The sequence below is a fragment of the Amazonocrinis nigriterrae CENA67 genome (assembly GCF_016056305.1).
In the GTDB taxonomy this organism is placed as follows: Bacteria; Cyanobacteriota; Cyanobacteriia; order Cyanobacteriales; family Nostocaceae; genus Amazonocrinis; species Amazonocrinis nigriterrae.
The window spans coordinates 1-19791 of sequence record NZ_JAECZC010000025.1 but is presented as its reverse complement, the minus strand read 5'-3'; the positions used below and the strand labels follow the sequence as shown (position 1 = coordinate 19791).

Below are 19791 nucleotides of genomic sequence, written 5' to 3'. Positions count from 1 at the left end.
TTTGTTGTTCTGGGCTAGAGGAAACCCTTAGCTTAGTGCATTGATGGCATAGTCAATGTAAGAATTAGCTTCCACCGCTGGATCGCCGCTGAGACCGTGGTTAGCTTTGATATGCTTGAGTGCTTCGATATACCAGCTTGGAGACAACTCAAAGGTTTTGTTGATTTCGGTGAGTCCACCGATGAGAAAATCATCTAGGGGGCCTGTGCTACCTGCAATCAAACTGTAAGTGATTATACGCAAATAGTAGCCAATGTCCCGCACGCATTTGTCTTTTCCAGTCTGGGTAGAAGCGTAGTTACTACCTTGCATTTGAGTAGTATAGGGAAACTTTTGATACACTGCATTGGCTGCACTATTAGCCAAACTCTCAGCTTTGCTACTTAATACTTTAGCAGCTTCTAGGCTAGCAGCAGCTTGACGGAAACGTCCAAAAGCCACTTGCATTTCTGTAGCACTCAAAAAGCGTCCTTGAGAATCTGCTGCTGCTACTGCTTCTGTTAAAGGAGTTTTCATGCTAAATGTACCTTGCAAAAATCGAGGAAAATGGTTGTTAGTTTTGGGTATGTGAAGAGATTTTTTTGTGAGAGTTGAAGGCTAGGGCTTTAAGCTACTGCTTGTGCAGCGCGGTCGAAGTAGCTGCCCAACTCCGCCATCAGTGAGCTACAATCACCACGGGTAACTCCATTAGGGTCATTAGCGATCGCGATCGCTGCTTCCTTCATCTTGTTGACTCCTGTCGCTACGGAAGCACCAGGAACACCCAAAGCTAAATAAGTTTCTTTTAGACCATTCAAGCAGCGATCGTCTAATACGCTGGCATCACCTGTAAACACAGCATAGGTTACATAGCGGAGGATGATTTCCATATCCCGCAAACAGGCTGCCATGCGGCGGTTGGTGTAAGCATTACCACCTGGTGCAATCAATTGGGGTTGTTCTGCAAACAAGGCCCGTGCAGCATTAGCCACTATGTTGGAAGAATTAGAAGTGATGCGGTTGACAACATCCATGCGCTTGCTGCCTTCTGCTACCAGATTCTTCAAAGCATCGATCTGAGAATTGCTGACATATTCGCCTCTGGTATCTGCTTGAGCAACTACTTTAGTAAAAGCGTCCAGCATTTGAGAATCTCCTGTTTTAAAATAAAATAGGCGGCTCAAAGGCTTACTTGATGAGTAAATTGAGCTGTGAGTTATGATGAACAAGCAAACGAAGCTTTTTGAGGGAATACAAGGAGAGTTCAGCCTCTAACGCTGTTTGTCGATGAACAACCTACTGCACAGCCCAAAAATTTCAGAGATATCTAGAGCAATCAATTCTCCATATTCATGGAGTGAGAGAAATCTGAATCCCGACCCGACCTAATAGTCAAGGATTCAGTGCCTTATGAACCACCTTTGATTAAAGCAATCTGTTTGTGCAAATCTTGTGCAATTTGAAAAACATGGTTCATAAAATCAATTAAGAAATATTAAGGATAAAGCTAAACTGTTCTACTTAATTGTGTTGAACGCCAGTTGCACTCAACGAGGGAACCTCCCTACCCTTTGACAAAGGGCTGATGACAAAGGACAAATCTCAAATTAGTATCAGGCAACACAGTCAAAAAGCATGGTAGACATATAATGTTCTGTCCATTCTGATCCAAAGGATTTTTCTAGAACCCGGCGAGTTTTATCATTCTGTTGCTGTTTTGTACAGTAATATCGTTGTCCTGCGAGTACCTTGGCTACTTCAAGGCGCGAAATTAAAGGAGTTGTTGTACTGGCAATTTGGCAATGTAAGGTTAAAAATTCTCGAACTCGCGTGAGAAAAGCCTCTTCTTCTGGCGTACCGATTGGGCGGACAAACAGACAAAATTCTGAAAAAATATCAGCCCACTGAGGCAAAGCACGTGGTTGAGCAAACTGGATAACAGGTAAGCTTGATAAAGCTGTCTGGTAGTTTTTTGGCAGTGAGCGATCGCTAGCGATGGGAGATAAATCAGCGATCGCAGCACTGATGCTGTCTCGCCCTCCCACTAAATCTGCTCCAAAAATTGGTAAAGCATATTCCGGATTAGGAAACATCACGCAGTGAAGGATATCCAGGGAATTACCTACCTGAGCTAGTTCCAAATGAAGCTTGCGAAACTGCGGTGTCTGGTAGCAATGATTTTCAATCACTAGCCGCTCTCCTTCTAGGCAACCTTCAACATAACCTAAATCTTCTGGAACTTGATATGGAGATAAATCCAGGTAAGTTTGCCAAGTTTCTTCAATGCAATTTGCTAGTTTGTGAATTAGGGAATGCTGACGCGATCGCAGTGATGTTTGCATAAACTTAGTCATAGGTTTCCATCCAAAATAAACTCTTGATACCCTACATTGGCCTATGGTTTGTGCAAAATCTGTGCAATCTCAGTTGACGATAATCTACTTTGCACCAAACACAGTCAAGCCAAAAGCACATTTTACGAGTCGTCAAGCAGTGTTATGGCTTACGCATTGTACACAAGTACTATGTAAAATTTGATTATTTCAGCCATTTTTAGCACCCAGCGATCGCAAATATGCGAATAAATCAGGGTTATGCAAAGCGCTTGAAACGACTAAATATCGTGATACACATTACGGTTTCTTTGTACAGTGTGTAAGTTCTAGTGTAATGCTCAAGAGGCTACTGGTATTTTCTTTCCGCTGTCCAATGTAGATCGGATGATTGATAAACTTTCACCCCCTCCAGACCAGCCTTTTGCACAAGTTCATTCACTTCATCGAGCCTAAAGGCTGCATGTAGAGAATCTCGTAACAACATATTCTGGCGCTCGTCGTAGCCTGATTCTTGACCAATCTTTTCAACAAAGGCATTCATTGTTGCTTCATTGTCGGGTCGAATTAAATCGCGGATGAAAATTGCTCCGTTTGGCTTCAGCACTCGTTTGACTTCCAGAAAGAAGGGCAATGGATCAGGCAAATGGTGAACGATACTATTCGAGATGACCATATCGAATTGCCCATCCTGATAAGGAAGTTGTTTAGAATCGCCTAATTCCAGAGAGATCTGGTTTTGCAAACCAGCCTGATCTACATTCTTTGAACCAATGAGCAGCATGTTCTTTGACAAGTCGTTGCCGATAATCCGCAACTGTGGACACTGCTGGCAAATTAAGATTGGAATGCGGGCAGTACCTGTACCTGCGTCAAGAATGAGACCAGATTGTGGCCCCAACTCCATAGCACGTTGTGCAAATGCGGTATTGACTTCTGTGAAGTCCATCGCGTCGTACTCAATAGCTTCTTCCGACGTATCCATCACTTCTGGTTCAAGAACTCTTTGCATTGATAAATCTCCTGCAATCTGTTGCTAAAAGATCATTATTTGTCTTAATTTTGGGCATGAAACAGGTAAAAAAGATTTGTCAGAGTTTACCCACCATTGCAATAATTGCGGCTCAGTGACCGATAGAGATGTCGCCCCTCGCTGTCCAAGTCGTTCTGTCCAGAGGGTATGCAGCCTTGAATCCCCTAATTAAAAATTTTGGGAGTGTCAAACCAGACAGATAGCTTGTCTATCAGCTATCATGCGACGTAAAGGATTATCCACGTATTGAAATCATGACTGAACTACTTCAGCATTTGATCCCAGAGTTTGATAAATTGCGAGACGATGAGCAAAACGCGATCGCTACTCGTATTTTTCCCGACATAGAAGATGAGCGGGCATGGAAAATTCGGTTGGAAGCGCCCACAGAAGATCACTGGGATCGTCTAGGTGAGATTTTACGTCCAGAAATTTCTATTGATGATCGAGGAAGCGCACCAGACGGCAGATAAGTAAAAATTACGAAAAACATTTTACCCAAAACTGCCGAATCCCCCTACCTCTACCTAGTAGAGTGGGGCAAATTTCAAAGCGCTGTTGTCGCAGGCTCTTGTGGGTGTGAGACAGTGTGGCTGGCTCCCCCACACCTAGTTTTGGTCAACTTGCCCATGCTCGCACTCGCTGAAGGCGGTTACGGATGCGGTTAGCAAGGTCTACAGCGATCACTGGTTTGCACAAGTAGTCATCAGCACCTAGGTTAAAAGCTTGATTCTGGGTTTTTGCATCGCTCAGCACGCTCAAAAATAAAATGGGTAACTGTCGCCAACGCGGATCGCTGCGTACTACCTGGCATAATTCAAAACCATTGATCTGCGGCATATTTACATCTAAAACCAGCACATCGGGGTTTACAGCTTGTAGCACTGTCCAGAATTGCTGAGGTTCTGCGAGGGTAGTGACTTTAAATCCCCAAGGATTGAGCAACATTGGTAGTGTTCGCAACCAATCTTGATCGTCATCTACAATCATCACTTTCGCTTGCATATCTGACCCACTCAGCAGTTGCATGACAGCAGCGATCGCTTGTTGAGGAGCAATGGAGGGTTCCCAGAAGAGTTTCCCTCCATGACGCACTACTTCCAGTCGGTCTGTCAAGTTGCTGCGATCGCCGACAACAAAAATCGGCAGGTTGAGGTGATGCTGTGACAGCATTTGCAACCATTCTAGAAAGTCTGTGGTCTCACACCCAGATTTAACTGAGGGTAGTTGGAGCAGAATGGCCTGAGGATAGGATGTAGAGTTTAACCAGGTTGTAGCGGCCTCAATCGTCGGTGCGATCGCTGTACGAATCTGATAACTTGCCGCTACATTTGTCAGGGATTCGGTGAAGTTGGGATCTGGAACTACAATCAACAACAGCGGTGAACCAGGGTCTTGGGGTGAGTCGCTTGACAGCAAAGGCTGAGGTGAAGCAAAAGAGAGTGACTGATTGCTCTGGATCGAGGTGTTGTTGTAAATTTCCTGTTGTAGGGCGCTTACTAAAGTCTCCATCAGGGCCGCCTGTTGTATTTGCAAAGGTTTGTAACTATTGAGCAAATCTTCCAGTTTGCGTGCTATCTGCATTCCCTTTGTCAGTCCAAAAGTTCCCAGAGTTCCCGCTAGTTTGTGAGCAATATGTTGAGCTTGTTCTTGAAGTTGACAGTTGAGTGAATCAGCTTGTAAGTCTTTCAGTGCCTGAGATAGCACTGTTAATTGTTCCAGGCTTTTTGGTCTGGTGGTCACCCAGGTCTCATTGAGGAATTTTAGGTATTGTGCTTGCTGTTCTGGGTGGCGATCGCATATAGCATGGGGCATTGGGTCTTGCTTATTCTCCCTGATCTCCCCACTGTCTTGTTTTGCTGTTATCTCCACTTCCCAGTCAGCAGGCAATTGTCTTTGCCACTCAACACAAGGATAGATTTGCCGAGGGCTTTCTGGAGGCTGGAGTCTTGCTTCCTGTCCGGGTGCTTTCAGGTAATACCCGCGTCCATGCACTGTGGCAATGAAATCAAAAGGCGCACCTGCTGCTACAAGTTTATGACGTAATCGGCGGATATGGGAGCGTACCGTTGCCTCAGCGGGAAATTCCTCTGAAGACCATAATCGGTCTAAAATCTCGGTGGTACTAAATACATGCTGACTATCCCAAAGCAGGAGTTCTAGTAACCTATATTCTTGGGTTGTGAGAATTAGGGGTTGGCTGTTGTAAGTGACTTCACAAGTGCTAGGGTTTAAAAATAAATCCCCCCAAGTAAGTAAAGGTAAGGGATTAACGCTGGTGCGTCGCAGTAATGCCCGAATCCGGGCGATTAATTCTAAGCCATCAAACGGCTTGACCACATAGTCATCTGCGCCTGCATCTAATCCCTTGACTTTAGTGGTGCTTGTATCCTGAGCCGTTAATAATAAAATTGGTGTGGTGTATCCTTCTGCCCGGAAGCGCTGGCATAAACTAATGCCATCCAACTTAGGCAACATAATGTCCAACACCATCAGGTCATACTCAAATGTTGAACCATAATTCCAACCCATCTCGCCATCTTTGACGGTATCTACAACATAGTGATGTGCTAATAAGCTCTTCGTCAAAACGGCAATTAGTGACTCATCATCTTCTACAAGTAATATTTTCATAGTCACATCCGGGAAACTTCATCGCCTTGTGGGTGGGTAAGTTGAACTGTCTGGGCGTGTAAGGCAGAAGTTCGTTAGCTAAGCAGGGTGCGTCTAGCGTAACAGTAGTGGCTTGCTATTATATGAAATTTTAGATGTTAATTTTTGTCTGACGCTGTTTGGAGTTCAAGTTTCTGATTAAATTTGAGCGCGGAATACTAACTAAATTGAGATATAAGGCGATTAAAAGTGCGATCGCCTACTCAACCTAGTAAGTTCATTTGTACTTAGAGACATTGGCTATGTTTAATTTTTGCCATTTTTCTTTTAGTTGACTACAGATAATCACGCAAAAACACAGAAAGATGACCTTGGTTATTCCGCAGGCAACTGTGAAGCTGAATAAAGATGTAAAAACTCATACATTGTTGGTGTAGCAAGATTTTAGAAAATTACGGAATCTCTTAAATAGGACATATTGTAAATAAAAATTGCATAGCAGACTTTATTGATTTACTAACTTGACCAAAAATGATATTGAAACATTCAAAAAAATAGTAAGTTGAATTAACTCTTCATTTTTATTAAAAAATTTATTTCATCTGACTAAAATTTACAATTACTTTATTAAAACTTTAATTTCTTTGATGATCTCTAATTTTAGACTAATAGTAATTAATTCATCAATCAAGTAGCACACTAAGTAAATAGTGACATGAGTACTTGTCCAAAACTTTTAGCTGTTCTAGCTGGTACTTTCCTAAGTCTAGTAACAATAAACATCAACTCGGCACAAGCTGGCAACTTTACTTTTACAAAAATCGCTGACAGTAGAGACTTCCGATATGTTGGTGGTGGCCCAATCAATGATAATGGCACAGTGGCTTTTGCTGCCGGAGGAGCAGATGATTTTGGCTTATCAAGTACAGGAATTTTTACTAGCAATGGCGGAGCGGTTACTACTGTTGTTAACTTTAATTTAGGATATAATACTATTAATGGTATTGCAATTAACAACAGCGGTACAGTAGCATTTGCAAATAACACCTTGCCTCAAGAAGGACTGTTCATAAGTAATGGTAAAAGTGTCACCACTGTTGCAAGACCAAGTGATAATTTGTTTACGGTTAACTTATCAAGCAACGCCTTCAATGATAGTGGCACATTGGTTTTCAGGACTTTCGACGCGATTGTTACTGGCAATGGTGGCCCTCTGAAAACTATCGTGGACACTAGTGGCCCATTTCAATTTTTTAGCCAAGAACCTGTGATTAACGACGCTAATGTAGTAGCTTTTGAAGCTGAGTTAAAAGATGGAAGACAAGGTGTATTCACGAGCAAAGATGGGTCAATTACAACTATCGTTGATAATACTAGTTTCTTCTCAGGTGGATTTGCTGAGTTTGATATAAATAATAGCGAAACAGTAATATTTAGTGCTTCTCTAGAGAACGGGGAACAAGGGATATTTACAGGAGATGGTGAAACAATTACCACTGTTGCTGACACCAGTGGCTTGTTTAGCAGATTTTTTAGGCTTGCAATTAATGACAATAATCAAGTAGCTTTCAATGGACAATTACGTGATGGGTCAGAAAATGTTTTTGCCGACGGCATCTTCACAGGTTCAGACCCTGTTGCAGATAAAGTGATTGGCATCGGAGACTCTCTTTTAGGCGGCACAGTGACAAATCTTTTTTTCAGCGGTGGTCTAAATAATTCAGGTCAAATCTCGTTCTATGCTGAGTATTTAGATGACGCTGGTAATACTATCACTGGTGTTTTTCGTGCCGACCCAGTTTTAGAATCAATTCCCGAATCTACTTCCACATTAGGTCTATTAGCTTTAGGTACTCTAGGCACGGGTGTAGTTCTGAAAAGAAAATTAAATGGGGTTTTTCGGTTTTAATATCATGTCCGGTTAGATATTAAAGTGAAAGGGTAGTACTTGTGCTTTTTGCCTTCAACTTTGGAGTTGCCAATGGAGAATCTTGGCAATTTGATCAGGTAGGTCAAGAGAGTTGAAGGGTTTGGTAATCACACCACTCACGCCCAAATCATGAAATTGACGCTTTTCTGATGTCTGTGCTTTAGCCGTTAGAAAAATCACTGGGATGTGTTCAGTTTCAGGATGTGACTGGAGTGCTTTAAAAGTAGCGATACCATCCATATCGGGCATCATCACATCCAAAAGAATAACATCAGGTTGTTCGGTTTGGGCAGTTTGAATGCCTTTGGGCCCTGAACTGGCAGTAAATACTTCCCAACCTGCTGCCATACGGATACCAAATTGCACCACCGTTTGAATGCTTTCTTCGTCATCAATAATCAAAATTCGTTTGCTAACCATAGAAACCTGTCTCTTAGCCATGCAACACTGGCAATGTGAAACAGAAGGTACTGCCTTTCCCTAGTGTACTTTCTGCCCAAATTTTACCTTCGTGTTGTTCGATAATTTTGCGGCAGATGGCAAGCCCTAAACCTGTGCCTCCTTTTTTGCGCGAATCTGATGAATCAACTTGTTGAAAGCGTTCAAAGATGCTTTCGAGTTTGGATTGAGGAATTCCTTGTCCCTCATCATGAACGCAAAACAAAACTTGAGATTGTTGTAAACACTCAACTTTTAACGAAACAGTGCCGCCAGGTGATGAAAATTTGATAGCATTACTGAGTAAATTAGTGAGTGCTTGCACAATATAATCTGAATCTACCCAAATCTGGATATTTATCGGCTTTGTTGCTAGGGTGACTCCATGTTGCTGGGCCATAGGTTGCATTGCCTCGGTCGCCTGAATCATTAAATCTGCGGCATTGCAGGCTTGTTTTTCCATTGTGAACTTGCCCGATTCAATGCGCTGCAAATCTAGAACGTTATTCACCAAGCGCACTAGCCGTTCAGTATTTTCATCAGCAATTGCTAGCATTTGCTGTCCATCTAGTGAGAGAGTGCCCAATCGCCCCGTAGCGAGGATTTTCAAGGCACTGTGTAGGGAGGTAAGGGGAGTCCGTAATTCGTGGCTGACTACGGAGATGAATTCGTCTTTCATCCTTTCAATGGCTTTGCGATCGCTAATATCACTGGCTAGAGAAAAGAAGCCTTTGACGGTTTTTTGCTCATCAACATGGGGAATATAGGTGACATTCACTGAACGGGAGATACCATCCCTCAATACGATTTCATTTTCGTAGGTGACTACGTGACCTGATAAAGCTGCTTCCACATAGTTGTGCATTCTTTGGTAACAGTCCTCTCCCCATACTTCCTTGAGATGACAACCGTGAATTGCTGCTGGGGTCTGTCCTAGCCAATCTTCATAGGCTTGGTTATTAAAGCGATATCGTTGTTCTTTATCCACATAGGCAATGAGTACCGGCAAGGCATTGGTAATCAGGCGTAGTTGTTCTTCACTGCGCCGCAATGCTGCTTCAGCCTGCATCCGGTCATTAATTTCTTGGTGGAGATCGCGGTTTACGTCCTTGAGTTCAGCAGTGCGAATTTCTACAACCTCTTCCAAGTTTTCCAGTAATTGCGCTTGAGCCAAAGCAATGCTAATTTGGTCTGCTAGTTGCTGCATCAGTTCTAGTTCAAAATCCACCCACCTGCGGGGGCGATCGCAGTGATGAGCAATCAATAATCCCCACAACTGATTCTCTGACTTCGATTCACTCTGTTGATGGGAATTCAAATTTTGCACAATCGGCACAATCAACTTGGCTTTGATATCGAATTGGTCGATGAACTCTATCAAACAATCTGCTAACCCGACATCTGGATCGTGGACATCGGCGATCGCCCGCACGCGTCCTTGGGCGTATAGCTGCTGATATTCTTGTGGGAAAACTTCTTCGGGAAACTCCAAATCGAGGATGGCGGGATATTCTGGAAGAACGGCTTCGCTAATGGCTTTACCTGTGCCGTTGGGGAAGACTTGATAAATCAGCACGCGATCGGCTTGCAGAATTCGTTGCACTTCTGTGACTGTAGCCCGGAGAATTTCCTTTAACTGCAATGATTGCCGAATTTTCAGGGTTACTTCCGAAAACAACTCAACCCATTGTCGCTGACACCATAACTCATCTTGTGCAGCTTCCTTACGTTCAGTAATATCTCGCAAAATTACGAGATGACGATGGGGAACCACATCCAAGGTTAAGCTATATTCTACCTCTCGGTGGTTGCCATCGGGACGCAACAAGTAGAGTTCGCCAGTTTGTTGGCTGTTGGTTTGCACACTTAAACGAACTTGTGCAAAGTTAAACTCACCATCCGTAAAATCGGCTAAAATCCGCCCTATAAGTGCTTGATGTGATAGCCCAAATAGTTGGCAAGCAGCAGCATTCGCCTCGATTAAACAACCATGATCATCCGTGACAGCGATCGCATCACAAGCTTTCTCAAAAACAGGTTGCAGCAGCTTTTGCTCTTGTTGCGGCTGATTTATTTTTGTTGAGCCAGATTTTTGGTAACGAGTTCGTAAAGATTGCCGAGGGGTTGAGCGCTTGGACATAAAAGCAAGGGCAACGATTTGAGAGACAATTAATCGTTGCACATAATTTAGTCTGTACTTTATTTTAAATCCATAGAAGACCCAAGTGCTGCTTCCCTTGACTTGGGGTGTATTTCCCTTACCTCTCAAAAAACATAGAAAACATAGGGAGTGGGGGAAGAAAGTGTTTATTGAATTCGTAGCCAGGGGGTTTCTTGAAGAAGAATTCAGCTATCCTGAATTCACTTCTTGGTTTATTTTTTTTTGTACAAAAATATTAAAATATTGTTTTTAAATTCAATTATGTTGCTCTTTAAGGCTAATTAAATTAACAAATATGGATGAGTAGTTTGCACATGAAATCATACTAATTTGAAAAAAATGCAACACATGAATTAGAAACCTACCCAACCTTTGTGCAGTTTCGGAAATGGTGCGCGAAGTGTGCAGGTGGTTTATATGTCGCCAATATTTTTGGAATTGGTATTAGTTAATGGCTACTCACTCCATCCAATTTGTCTTGGTCTGAGGGCTGATGCCAAATTATGAGAAAACGCAAAAGGACAAAAAATCAAGAGGGTTTCACCTCATTATTGCGTAAGTCCTCAGTCTGTTGAATCATTTGCAAACTTTATTGCAGCTTGGAGAATTTATATGTTACAAGAAAACGAAATTAACACACAAAGTGTTTGCCCTTTTCATGGTGTAGAGCGTCACGCTGAAGATTTATCAACATCTCAAGGCGATCGTCTCAGCTACATGATTTGGCAATATGTACAGCGAGGGTTAGTTTATCCCTCTCCTTATGCAAGGTTTGTTACCTTTTGGCGTTATTCTCAAGGTTCAGGACAATCGTTAACAAAAGCAGTGTTAACGCGCTTGATGGCAGATTTACGGGTAGAGATCCATGACCTCTATGGTAGTAGCAATACAACAGCGATTGTGGGTGTAGGGTTCAGTTTGTGGAATCAATGGTGTTCTGAGAGTTCTACCTCAGTTCCTCTAGGAATAAAGCAATTTTTAGAAAAGTATCCAGATGGAGTATTCCCTGCATTTGCACGTTCTGCTGGTACTTTAGAAGATAGCCAAGGAGATTTATGGTTCCACATCAAGTCAGATAATGATGATTATTGCGAAGGCGTTCTCAAGTTTATTCGAGAACGTTTGGAAAACGTGGAACAGTGTGTTGACCCTGCTCGCACCGTATATCAAGCAGCCTCTACCAAATCAATCACTCCTGATAAATTAGGCGGCAAAGTATTAGGATGTCGTTTTTCAGAAAACCTGAATAACCCATCTGACCCGATCACAATTCAAGAGCAAACAATTGTTGGTTTTGAAGACCCCGTTCATATTGGTGCTTCTTTTTCTTTATCTCAGCGATTCTCCATCAATTGGAACAATATTTTAAATATGAGTCCTGACGAAATCGAAGATTTAGTGGGACGCACAACAGACGACATTTTGATTCCAACACGGGACACTCGTAGCCATATCAAGTGTTCCAGAGTCCAAGATGAACAAGGCAATACAACCCGGATTTTACGCTTGGGTTTGCCATTTGGACAATCCCCTGCCATTCATAATCAAGACTTGCAGCGAAAAGGTGCAAGCCTGCGGGATGAAGCAGGGATTTACTTTGCAGGTTATGCCAAAGATGTAAAAGTCCTAGAGTCAATCTTGGATAGTCAAATCGGCTTTGAGGCAGGATGTATCCGCGATCGCTTGCTGACCAACGTCAATTCCGATTTAGGAGGGTTGTTCTATATTCCCAGCCAGATTGATTTAGACTTGAGTCCAATTGAGTTGAAAACTTATGAAGAAATAGACTGGAAGTACTTTCCAGGTGTGGATTGGAGCCGATTAGACCGCCACTTTACCCTACGTTCAACAAACGGTTATATGTACTATAACCACAAAGATTATCTGTATCGGATGGGGACTATGACAGCAGAAGAAAGGCTGCAATTTCTACCCCCCTCTAGTCGAGTCTTGCGGTTATTAGCAAACACCTTTTCTCGCTGGGAAGATAATTGGTACTTTAATCGCTCTCAACAAGAAATGGAACACCTTAAGGTGTATGTAGAGCGCCAGTACGGAATTGAAAAAGCGGCTGAAGTGATGTCACTATCTGTGGCAGAGCGTATGGGTTGGGCGATTAAAATGAGCGTGGGATATGTATTAGTCAGTCATGAATATGGTTTTCGAGGACGCAAAGAGCAGCCCAATGGCAATTGGCTCAATGGTGCAGATACTTATCGGCTTCAACCACAAGAATTAATTGTTGGTGCCCTACCTAACCTGGGATTAGGACAAGGGCGCTATGTGATGGATTACACCACAGAAGAAGAGCAAATTCCCAATTTCTTCCGAGGGTTAAGCTACGCTTCAGGGGTAGGTCATGTTGTCCCTGGTTTTCAAAAAGTGCTTGACTTAGGGATTGAGGGATTGATACTTGATATTCAAAAACGCCTGGACGCCACAACCGACCAGAAAAAACAAGAATTTTACAAAGCTTCAATCTTAGCGCTAGAAGGAGTTCGTGACCATTGTCTTGCTTATGCCAAACTAGCAGAGGAAATGGCCAATGGGTTGCCTGAAGGGAAAGAGGCTGAACGCGAAAACTTGCAAGCGATCGCTACTCGCATGACAAAACTAGCAACGCAACCGCCAGAAACTTTGCTGGAAGCCGCACAGCTAATTTTTACTTATCACGCTTGCTTGCAACTAGTTGGTGAGGCAACCGCTATTGGTAGATTAGACCAAATGCTCTATTCCTTCTATGAACGTGATATTGCTGAAGGTCGGTTAAATGATGAACTAGCGCAGGAAATTATTGACTGTTTTTGGATCAAAATAGGGGAAAAAGTGCAACTCAACCGCACTATGGTTGAGGATCATCAACCTTACGGCAACCTAGCAATGGGAGGGATGAGTGGCAACTATCCCCAAGGAGCAGCCAACAATCAATGGATTCAACAAGTCACCGTTGGCGGGACGATCGCAGACAACAGCCCTGGTGAAGGACTACCTGCTTACAACAAAATTACGCTATTGTGTTTACGAGCAGCCCGCCGTCTACCGTTAAATGCGCCTTGTTTGTCCTTGCGGGTACGAAAAGATATTCCAGCCGAATACTTGCAAGAAGCAGCTCTGGCAATTTTGAGTGGTGGTGCCCATCCCATCTTATTAAGCGATGAGAAAATCATTCCTGGCTTACAACAAAGTGGCGATCGCATTGGAGAAGGACAAACCCCGACTGAGTATACTCCAGTACAAGAAAAAGTTGGGGCACTGTGGCGTAGCCAAGTTGAACTACAAGATGCTCGTAACTATGCTTGTGATGGCTGTTATGAACCTCAAATTGTTGGTAAAAATTGGTTCACTTTAGGTGGTGTCCTCACACTACAGGCACTGGAAGCTGCTCTCAATCAAGGGAAATCTTGGTTAACTGCTGGCCCCATGTTCTTCCGAGGACAGCGGATCTCTTTTACTTCTGTTCCGCCTAAAGAGATTAAGTCATTTGAGCAATTAGTTGAGCTATTTCTCACCCACATCCGCTGGATGTATGCCAAGCAAGCCGATGGGCTATTGGGAGTTTTTGGGCAAATGAGTCAAGTTTGCCCCTCACCTCTTTTGTCTGTTGTCATTGATGATTGCCTCGACAAGGGACTAGATTTGTATGCTGGGGGAGCGCGTTATAACATGGTTGCACCTTGTTTTACGGCCCTGGCTAATACCATCAACTCCTTGTATGCCATCAAATCTATGGTATTTGAACCTAGCACTGCCGTTACTTCATTACCAGAACTTGTCGATGCTTTAATGTGTGATTGGGGCTATGCCATGCAAGAGCCGTTCATTAGTACATTAGCAGGCCCGGCTCGCATTGCTGCAATGGCTGAGCGCTTTCAAAAATTGCGAGAAGTTGCTCTCCAACTTCCCCGCTACGGTCGAGGTAATCCAGAAATTGACAAATTTGGGGATGATTTGATTCGTCGGGTAGGGGAGACTGGTGTACAAGTCTTCACTGATCCTGCTTTACCCACGGCACAAAAAATGGTGGACTTAGCTCAACAATTAGGCACCCCTGAGCAACCATTCGGTGGTTTCCAAATTATGCCAGGAGTGGGTACGTTTGAAAACTATATTGAATTTGGTGCTACCACTGGCGCTTCTGCCGATGGACGACGCTCAGGTGAAACTTTAGCATCCGACCTTAGCCCAGCGCCAAGTATGACAGATTTGGCGATCGATCATCAAGAAGCAAAATTTCTCAATGTTTTACAAGGATTTACAGGTGAGGGCAGCAGTATCTACTCTAGTGGAGCGCCCACTGACTTGAACATCCGTGAAGATTTTCCAGCAGAACAGTTGGAACAAGTTCTCCGTGCTTTTGCTCAAGGGGATGGTTCCAACATTTTGACTATTACTTGTGCTAATCCCGAAACCTTTGCAGGTGCTACCCGTAACCCGGAAAAGTATGATTTACTCCGAGTTCGCATGGGTGGTTGGTCTGAGTTTTTTGTTGCCATGTTCCCGGCGCACCAAGAGCAACATCAACGTCGTCCACTTCATCTGCCAGCGCCCTCGCCTTTGTAATCATCAGGACTGATATCAACGTGAGTTCGATGAACCTCTCCCTCCCGGCCTCCCTCGCCTTAATGGAGAGGGAGGAGGAACGAACAAAAAAGGGTTTTACTCCCCTCTCCTACAAGGCTATCCATTAGTCACATCTTTCTTTACAATCTTGAAACCCTTGTTTTATAACCATCCTATCAACTGAGGGATTAGACATACTTGACAAATTCGCGCTTATTATCCTCGCTAAAACTGCGTTTTTATTAAGAATTAACGACGAACTAATAAGGGTTAGAAAAAACGTGAGTGAATACTCTCACAAATGTTGAGAAAGATCCGGGTAATGGATAGCCTACAAGGAGAGGGGTTGGGGGAGAGGTCAAAACAGCACTTGTCGAACTCACGTCACGTTAAATGACTTCTAAGGGCGATCGCTTCTCTACGGTGTTCATCTGCTATTCTTTCTCACTAACTCCAAACGAGATAATGCACTGATGGCTGACTCCCGCACATAGGAGTCGGCAGACTCATCATTAATAATTGCTGTGAGTACGTCCAACCCCCGGCTATCACCAACGGTAGCGAGGGCATTGACGATCGCTACTGCTAGGGCCACATTATCTGTTGTCTCTAGCGACTCAATTAAAATGTCTAACCCAGGAACACCAATCTCACCCAAAGCCATCACGGATGTCAGACCGACAACGGGATTGGGGTCATTGAGTGCAGTCTTTAATGCTTGCAAAGCTTCGTCAGGAAAAGGAGTGTCTGGATAGTTGACAGCAATTTGCGTCAAAGCTTTCGCACAGCTGCTTTGAATAGTTACATTGTCACTATTCAGCAATTGCTCGATTAGCAGAGGGATAGCATCTGAACCAATAGCGCCCAGTGCTTTCACAGCTGCCCGTCTATAGATAACATCTTCCTCTTTTAAAATATCCATCAGTCGAGGAAGAGTAGTTTCATCACGGGTTTCTGCCAGTTCCGATATCGCCCGTTCTCGCAAGTGAGGGTTGGGATGTTTTAGTTGTTGAAACAGATCTTCTTGAGTCATAAAGTTGGGAATTGGGAATTGGGAATTGGGAATTGGGAATTGGGAATTGGGAATTGGGAATTGGGAATTGGGAATTGTTATTAGTTATTTCTCCCCTGCTCCCCTGCTCCGAAAGCTCCCCTGCTCCGAAAGCTCCCCTGCTTTCTTCAGTGCTTTCCTACTTTTGCACGAATTAACCAGTCTTGATCATGGGCGGCGATTTCGTGAGCGCTGGTATCGCCGAGTTTCTCTAATGCCATTAAGGTGGCATATTTCAAGTCCCAGATTTTTGTTTCCAGGCTTTTTTTCAGTTCGGGAATGGCTTTTGGATCGCCAAGTTCGCTCAAAGCGATCGCTGCTGCTGTGCGAGATTTCTGATACTGCGGTTGAGGGTTGTGTAATGCTTCAATTAATAGGTCGTAGGCAGGAGCATGTTTGAGCCAGCCGAACAATTTCATCACATGGAAATGGGCACCATAGTCGTTGCTAGCTTCTTCTGCATAGGCGGCCAAGAGTGCAGCGGGTGCAGTGTCTGAGTGCTGTTCGAGTATCGTCTTGGTTGCTAGATAGCAGCGTCCAAAGTCTGTTTCATACAATTGCTGTATTAAAAATGATAAGGTGGGTAGTTGATCGTACCTATGCACCAAATCTAAATCGTTGGGATGGTCGCGCAATGTTTGCTCTAAATAAGGTTGAATCTCTGCAAAGCTAATGGCACCTTCTGGAACTCCAGCATCTGCTAGCATCCGTATTCCCCGTAGTCGAAACACCAGGGATACCGGACACCTGGCAATGTTGGGAATAGCATCATAATACTTAGCATCGATCAAATCTTGGATGGACAACCGCCGGGCAAACACATTTGGGTGTTGTAACATTGCAACTACCCGCGTCATCTGAGTGTAGTCTCTGGTGAAACGACAAACTGCGGCGATCGCAGCACTTGCTATGGGTGCATCCTCGTCATCTACAAAGTTGCGAATTCTTTCTAGGGCAGGTTTGTAATCTAACTTCGTGAGAGTATGAATAATTACCCGATATGTTTGCCCTGGTTTTTCCAGCAGTTGGGCAACTTCTTCTAGGATATCTGAGTCTTGAGTGCCAATTTCTGCGATCGCCCAAACTGCATTTTCTACGGTATAGCTATCTTCATCTGCCAGACAGGTGCGAATTACGGGCAAAGCTTGTGTCGCTTGTAGCCGCCCTAAAGTCTCCACGGACTTGCGTCGCACGATGCGGTTATCCAGTGAGGAATCGGTTTGCTGTACCGCTCGCATCAGAGCATTTATGGAACGTTCAGTGGGGAAATTTACAAGATGGGAAGCCGCAATATAGCGAGAATCATCCTCATCCAACTGGTTTTGAGGTGTATCTAAAATGTTTATAGCTTGGTCTTCTGTGAGATTAAAGATATTAAAAAAGCGTTTATCCATAAAATTAGCAGTCATCAAGCAGCCTGTATACAAAATTATCTTATAGATTTGGGGAGGTTCTTGAGGAGAGGGATGAGGGAGATGAGGAAGATGAGGGAGATGAGGGAGATAGGGAGCAGGGGAGATGGGGAGCAGGGGAGGAGGGGAGTAGGGGAGAAATAACTAATAACAATTCCCCATTCCCAATTTCCAATTCCCAATTCCCAATTCCCAATTCCCAATTCCCAATTCCCCACTTTGCTATACATAAAAACAAGCCTGGGGATTCTTTGCTAGTACTCTACCTTCTAAGGGTAAAGCAACACGCCAAGAGTCCTCAGGCTTGTAGGGCAGGAATCCTACCCTGTCATGAGCTTACAAATATAGCAATTCGACTATGACAAGGAGTTGATTACAATGTCGAGGAGAGCGTTGTATTCAACTAGTGCTTGAGCAGACAAGTCACGAGGAGCGCAACCACGATTGCGAGCAAATGTCAATGCTTCAACGTAGGGAGCAGTTGGTAACGCCAAAGAGCGATATACTTCACGCTGACCAGCAATACCCCACTCATCCAAAGGCTTGGTGCTGCCACTAGCCAAGCTGTACTGGATCAAGCGCAAGTAGTGCTTGATGTCACGCAGACACTTGTCTTTGAAAACTTGAGTAGAGTTCGCTTCACCAGCGTTGTTCAGGTAAGGATACTTTTTGATAGCAGCGTCGTAAGCTTCTTTAGCAACTGCATCAAGATTACCACCTAGCTTTTCAGCAGCTTCTAAACGAGCAGTTGCTCTTGCAAGAGCGCCTTGAACGTCGTCTAAATCGGTAGTGCTGGGGAAACGACCTGCTGCATCAGCAGCTTTAATTACGCTGGTTATAGTCATGTCCTAGTATCTCCAGAATTATTTTTAACAGTGGTTTCAATTTCAATCAGCAAATCACGATTACTGCTAACTTAGCTGATAGCAGAAATAACGCGATCAAAGTAGCTAGCTGCTTCAGAGGTCAGTGCAGAGCAATCTCCTTGGATTGAACCCATGCGACGGAATCTTCTACCACCATTTGCTTCAGTGTTGGTGTCATTGATGTGAGCTAGAGAACTAGCCTTCATGATTTGAATAGCACGAACGCTGGAGGTAGCGGGTACACCCAGAGCTGCATAGGTTTCTTTCAAACCGTTCAAGCAGCGATCGTCTAGAACGGAAGCATCACCAGCCAATAAAGCATAGGTAACGTAGCGCAGGATGATTTCACCATCACGCAAGCAAGCAGCCATGCGACGGTTGGGGTAGCAGTTACCACCAGCTTGGATCAAACCTTGGTTTTCGCAAACGATACCAGCTACGGCGTCAGAAACGATACAGCTTGCGTTGCTAGCGATCGCGTTAACAGCATCCAAGCGCTTGTTACCTTCAGCAACAAATTTCTTCAGGTCTGCAATTGCAGCAGAGCTAATAGGGGAAGTGCTGGCATCTGCTGTTACTGCCGCTCTATCGAATGCATCAAGAACCATTGAACTCTCCTTGATTCGGTAAAAGTAAGAATCATTTGCTTGTCGTTTGACAAGACATATAGAACATAAAAGATGAAGGTTACCTCAGTCTCAGTTATGAAAAACAAAGTAACAATCCTTAACATTCACAAAATAACCCCCAGTCAGAAGACACTGACTGAGGGCAATAAATATAAGGATTTTCAGATATTCAGGTCAATGACACACCTAATTTCAGGGAAGTTAGCAGTGTCGCTCAGCTTCCATTTAAATTGCACAATTCTCAGAAACGAATTGTTCTCCTAGGATTTTTAATATTGAATTCCCCTAGGGGAGCATATTGCAGACAATTAAGAACCACTATATATACTTCAAAACAATGGAGTGACAAAGCAAGGGTAGATTGCGCCTGTTGATCAGCAGACAGCTAAACTTGCTTGAGCAGATGCTTAATTACGTTTTCCTTGATCATCAATTGTCGCAATAGCTCTAGGAGAAACTCTTGAGATTGCTCTTGGCTTAACCCCTTAACCTGCTCTTCGTAGACTTTCAGGTTGAATTTTTGCTCTAAGCTCAGTCCTGTTGGAATATCCATAGTTTCTACTCTCCGGTTTTTCGCAACGCAATGCCTTGTTTAACCTTGTCTATTTAGGTTAACAAAAGTAACACATACTTGACAAGTAGACCCTTTTAGACGTTTCCGAATAAAAGGAGGTAACTAAAATAATTTATACAAATTGCATTCAGAGATAGCATCTGAAAGTTGGCAGATTTGCCTGAATCTGGAGGAATAGGGGGGATGGGGAGCTTCGGGGCCCCCTCTGGGGT

At 43.8% G+C, this 19791-nt stretch carries 15 protein-coding genes; 3 read left to right on the top strand and 12 right to left on the bottom strand.

What is annotated here, in order from left to right; all coding sequences use genetic code 11:
- Nucleotides 1-27: 27 nt before the first annotated feature.
- From cpcA to I8748_RS14685, 4 genes are all read right to left on the bottom strand, one after another.
- Nucleotides 28-516, bottom strand: a complete 489-nt coding sequence (gene cpcA / locus I8748_RS14700) for a phycocyanin subunit alpha (RefSeq protein ID WP_198125321.1) — start codon at nt 514-516, stop codon at nt 28-30.
- Nucleotides 517-605: 89 nt separating this feature from the next.
- Nucleotides 606-1124 carry a phycocyanin subunit beta gene (locus tag I8748_RS14695; RefSeq protein WP_198125320.1) on the bottom strand — a complete coding sequence of 173 codons (519 nt, stop codon included), beginning with the start codon at nt 1122-1124 and terminating at the stop codon, nt 606-608.
- Between the two features lie 468 nt (nt 1125-1592).
- Nucleotides 1593-2333, bottom strand: coding sequence for a phycocyanobilin:ferredoxin oxidoreductase (locus I8748_RS14690; protein WP_225896418.1), 741 nt, complete (start codon nt 2331-2333; stop codon nt 1593-1595).
- Between the two features lie 328 nt (nt 2334-2661).
- Nucleotides 2662-3324 (bottom strand): class I SAM-dependent methyltransferase, encoded by a 663-nt coding sequence (locus I8748_RS14685; RefSeq protein WP_198125319.1) that lies wholly within the window; start codon nt 3322-3324, stop codon nt 2662-2664.
- Between the two features lie 275 nt (nt 3325-3599).
- On the opposite strand from I8748_RS14685, the gene I8748_RS14680 reads away from it, so the two are divergent.
- Complete coding sequence (locus I8748_RS14680; RefSeq protein WP_198125318.1) at nt 3600-3818, top strand: hypothetical protein; 219 nt, start codon at nt 3600-3602, stop codon at nt 3816-3818.
- 145 nt (nt 3819-3963) lie between these two features.
- On the opposite strand, the gene I8748_RS14675 is transcribed toward I8748_RS14680, so the two are convergent.
- Entirely contained in the window at nt 3964-5979 is a 2016-nt protein-coding gene (locus I8748_RS14675; protein WP_198125317.1) for a response regulator, read from the bottom strand.
- A gap of 694 nt (nt 5980-6673) precedes the next feature.
- Between I8748_RS14675 and I8748_RS14670 the strand changes: the two genes are divergently transcribed.
- Nucleotides 6674-7867, top strand: a complete 1194-nt coding sequence (locus I8748_RS14670) for a DUF7453 family protein (RefSeq protein WP_198125316.1) — start codon at nt 6674-6676, stop codon at nt 7865-7867.
- A 54-nt stretch (nt 7868-7921) separates the two neighbouring features.
- Here I8748_RS14670 and I8748_RS14665 read toward each other — a convergent pair whose 3' ends face one another.
- A complete protein-coding gene (locus tag I8748_RS14665; RefSeq protein WP_198125315.1) occupies nt 7922-8308 on the bottom strand; it encodes a response regulator in 387 nt (128 codons plus the stop codon).
- Between the two features lie 13 nt (nt 8309-8321).
- Nucleotides 8322-10508 (bottom strand): ATP-binding protein, encoded by a 2187-nt coding sequence (locus tag I8748_RS14660; protein WP_318781227.1) that lies wholly within the window; start codon nt 10506-10508, stop codon nt 8322-8324.
- A 591-nt stretch (nt 10509-11099) separates the two neighbouring features.
- Between I8748_RS14660 and I8748_RS14655 the strand changes: the two genes are divergently transcribed.
- Nucleotides 11100-15047 carry a Dyp-type peroxidase gene (locus tag I8748_RS14655; protein WP_198125314.1) on the top strand — a complete coding sequence of 1316 codons (3948 nt, stop codon included), beginning with the start codon at nt 11100-11102 and terminating at the stop codon, nt 15045-15047.
- A gap of 427 nt (nt 15048-15474) precedes the next feature.
- On the opposite strand, the gene I8748_RS14650 is transcribed toward I8748_RS14655, so the two are convergent.
- The 5 genes from I8748_RS14650 to I8748_RS14630 form a co-directional block, all read right to left on the bottom strand.
- A complete protein-coding gene (locus I8748_RS14650; protein ID WP_198125313.1) occupies nt 15475-16080 on the bottom strand; it encodes a HEAT repeat domain-containing protein in 606 nt (201 codons plus the stop codon).
- Nucleotides 16081-16226: 146 nt separating this feature from the next.
- Nucleotides 16227-17492, bottom strand: coding sequence for a HEAT repeat domain-containing protein (locus I8748_RS14645; protein ID WP_198125312.1), 1266 nt, complete (start codon nt 17490-17492; stop codon nt 16227-16229).
- 374 nt (nt 17493-17866) lie between these two features.
- Nucleotides 17867-18355: a globin family protein gene (locus I8748_RS14640; RefSeq protein WP_198125311.1), complete on the bottom strand. Its 489-nt coding sequence runs from the start codon at nt 18353-18355 to the stop codon at nt 17867-17869.
- A 71-nt stretch (nt 18356-18426) separates the two neighbouring features.
- Nucleotides 18427-18984, bottom strand: coding sequence for a globin family protein (locus tag I8748_RS14635; protein WP_198125310.1), 558 nt, complete (start codon nt 18982-18984; stop codon nt 18427-18429).
- Between the two features lie 406 nt (nt 18985-19390).
- Complete coding sequence (locus tag I8748_RS14630) at nt 19391-19558, bottom strand: NblA/ycf18 family protein (RefSeq protein ID WP_096557148.1); 168 nt, start codon at nt 19556-19558, stop codon at nt 19391-19393.
- Nucleotides 19559-19791 lie beyond the last annotated feature (233 nt).

Bases quoted from the DNA above. Each gene is read 5' to 3' on its own strand.
- I8748_RS14690 (WP_225896418.1), bottom strand. From the start codon at position 2,333: ATGACTAAGTTTATGCAAACATCACTGCGATCGCGTCAGCATTCCCTA.
- I8748_RS14675 (WP_198125317.1), bottom strand. From the start codon at position 5,979: ATGAAAATATTACTTGTAGAAGATGATGAGTCACTAATTGCCGTTTTG.
- I8748_RS14640 (WP_198125311.1), bottom strand. From the start codon at position 18,355: ATGACTATAACCAGCGTAATTAAAGCTGCTGATGCAGCAGGTCGTTTC.
- I8748_RS14685 (WP_198125319.1), bottom strand. From the start codon at position 3,324: ATGCAAAGAGTTCTTGAACCAGAAGTGATGGATACGTCGGAAGAAGCT.
- I8748_RS14680 (WP_198125318.1), top strand. From the start codon at position 3,600: ATGACTGAACTACTTCAGCATTTGATCCCAGAGTTTGATAAATTGCGA.
- I8748_RS14645 (WP_198125312.1), bottom strand. From the start codon at position 17,492: ATGGATAAACGCTTTTTTAATATCTTTAATCTCACAGAAGACCAAGCT.
- I8748_RS14695 (WP_198125320.1), bottom strand. From the start codon at position 1,124: ATGCTGGACGCTTTTACTAAAGTAGTTGCTCAAGCAGATACCAGAGGC.
- cpcA (WP_198125321.1), bottom strand. From the start codon at position 516: ATGAAAACTCCTTTAACAGAAGCAGTAGCAGCAGCAGATTCTCAAGGA.
- I8748_RS14670 (WP_198125316.1), top strand. From the start codon at position 6,674: ATGAGTACTTGTCCAAAACTTTTAGCTGTTCTAGCTGGTACTTTCCTA.
- I8748_RS14655 (WP_198125314.1), top strand. From the start codon at position 11,100: ATGTTACAAGAAAACGAAATTAACACACAAAGTGTTTGCCCTTTTCAT.
- I8748_RS14650 (WP_198125313.1), bottom strand. From the start codon at position 16,080: ATGACTCAAGAAGATCTGTTTCAACAACTAAAACATCCCAACCCTCAC.
- I8748_RS14665 (WP_198125315.1), bottom strand. From the start codon at position 8,308: ATGGTTAGCAAACGAATTTTGATTATTGATGACGAAGAAAGCATTCAA.
- I8748_RS14630 (WP_096557148.1), bottom strand. From the start codon at position 19,558: ATGGATATTCCAACAGGACTGAGCTTAGAGCAAAAATTCAACCTGAAA.
- I8748_RS14635 (WP_198125310.1), bottom strand. From the start codon at position 18,984: ATGGTTCTTGATGCATTCGATAGAGCGGCAGTAACAGCAGATGCCAGC.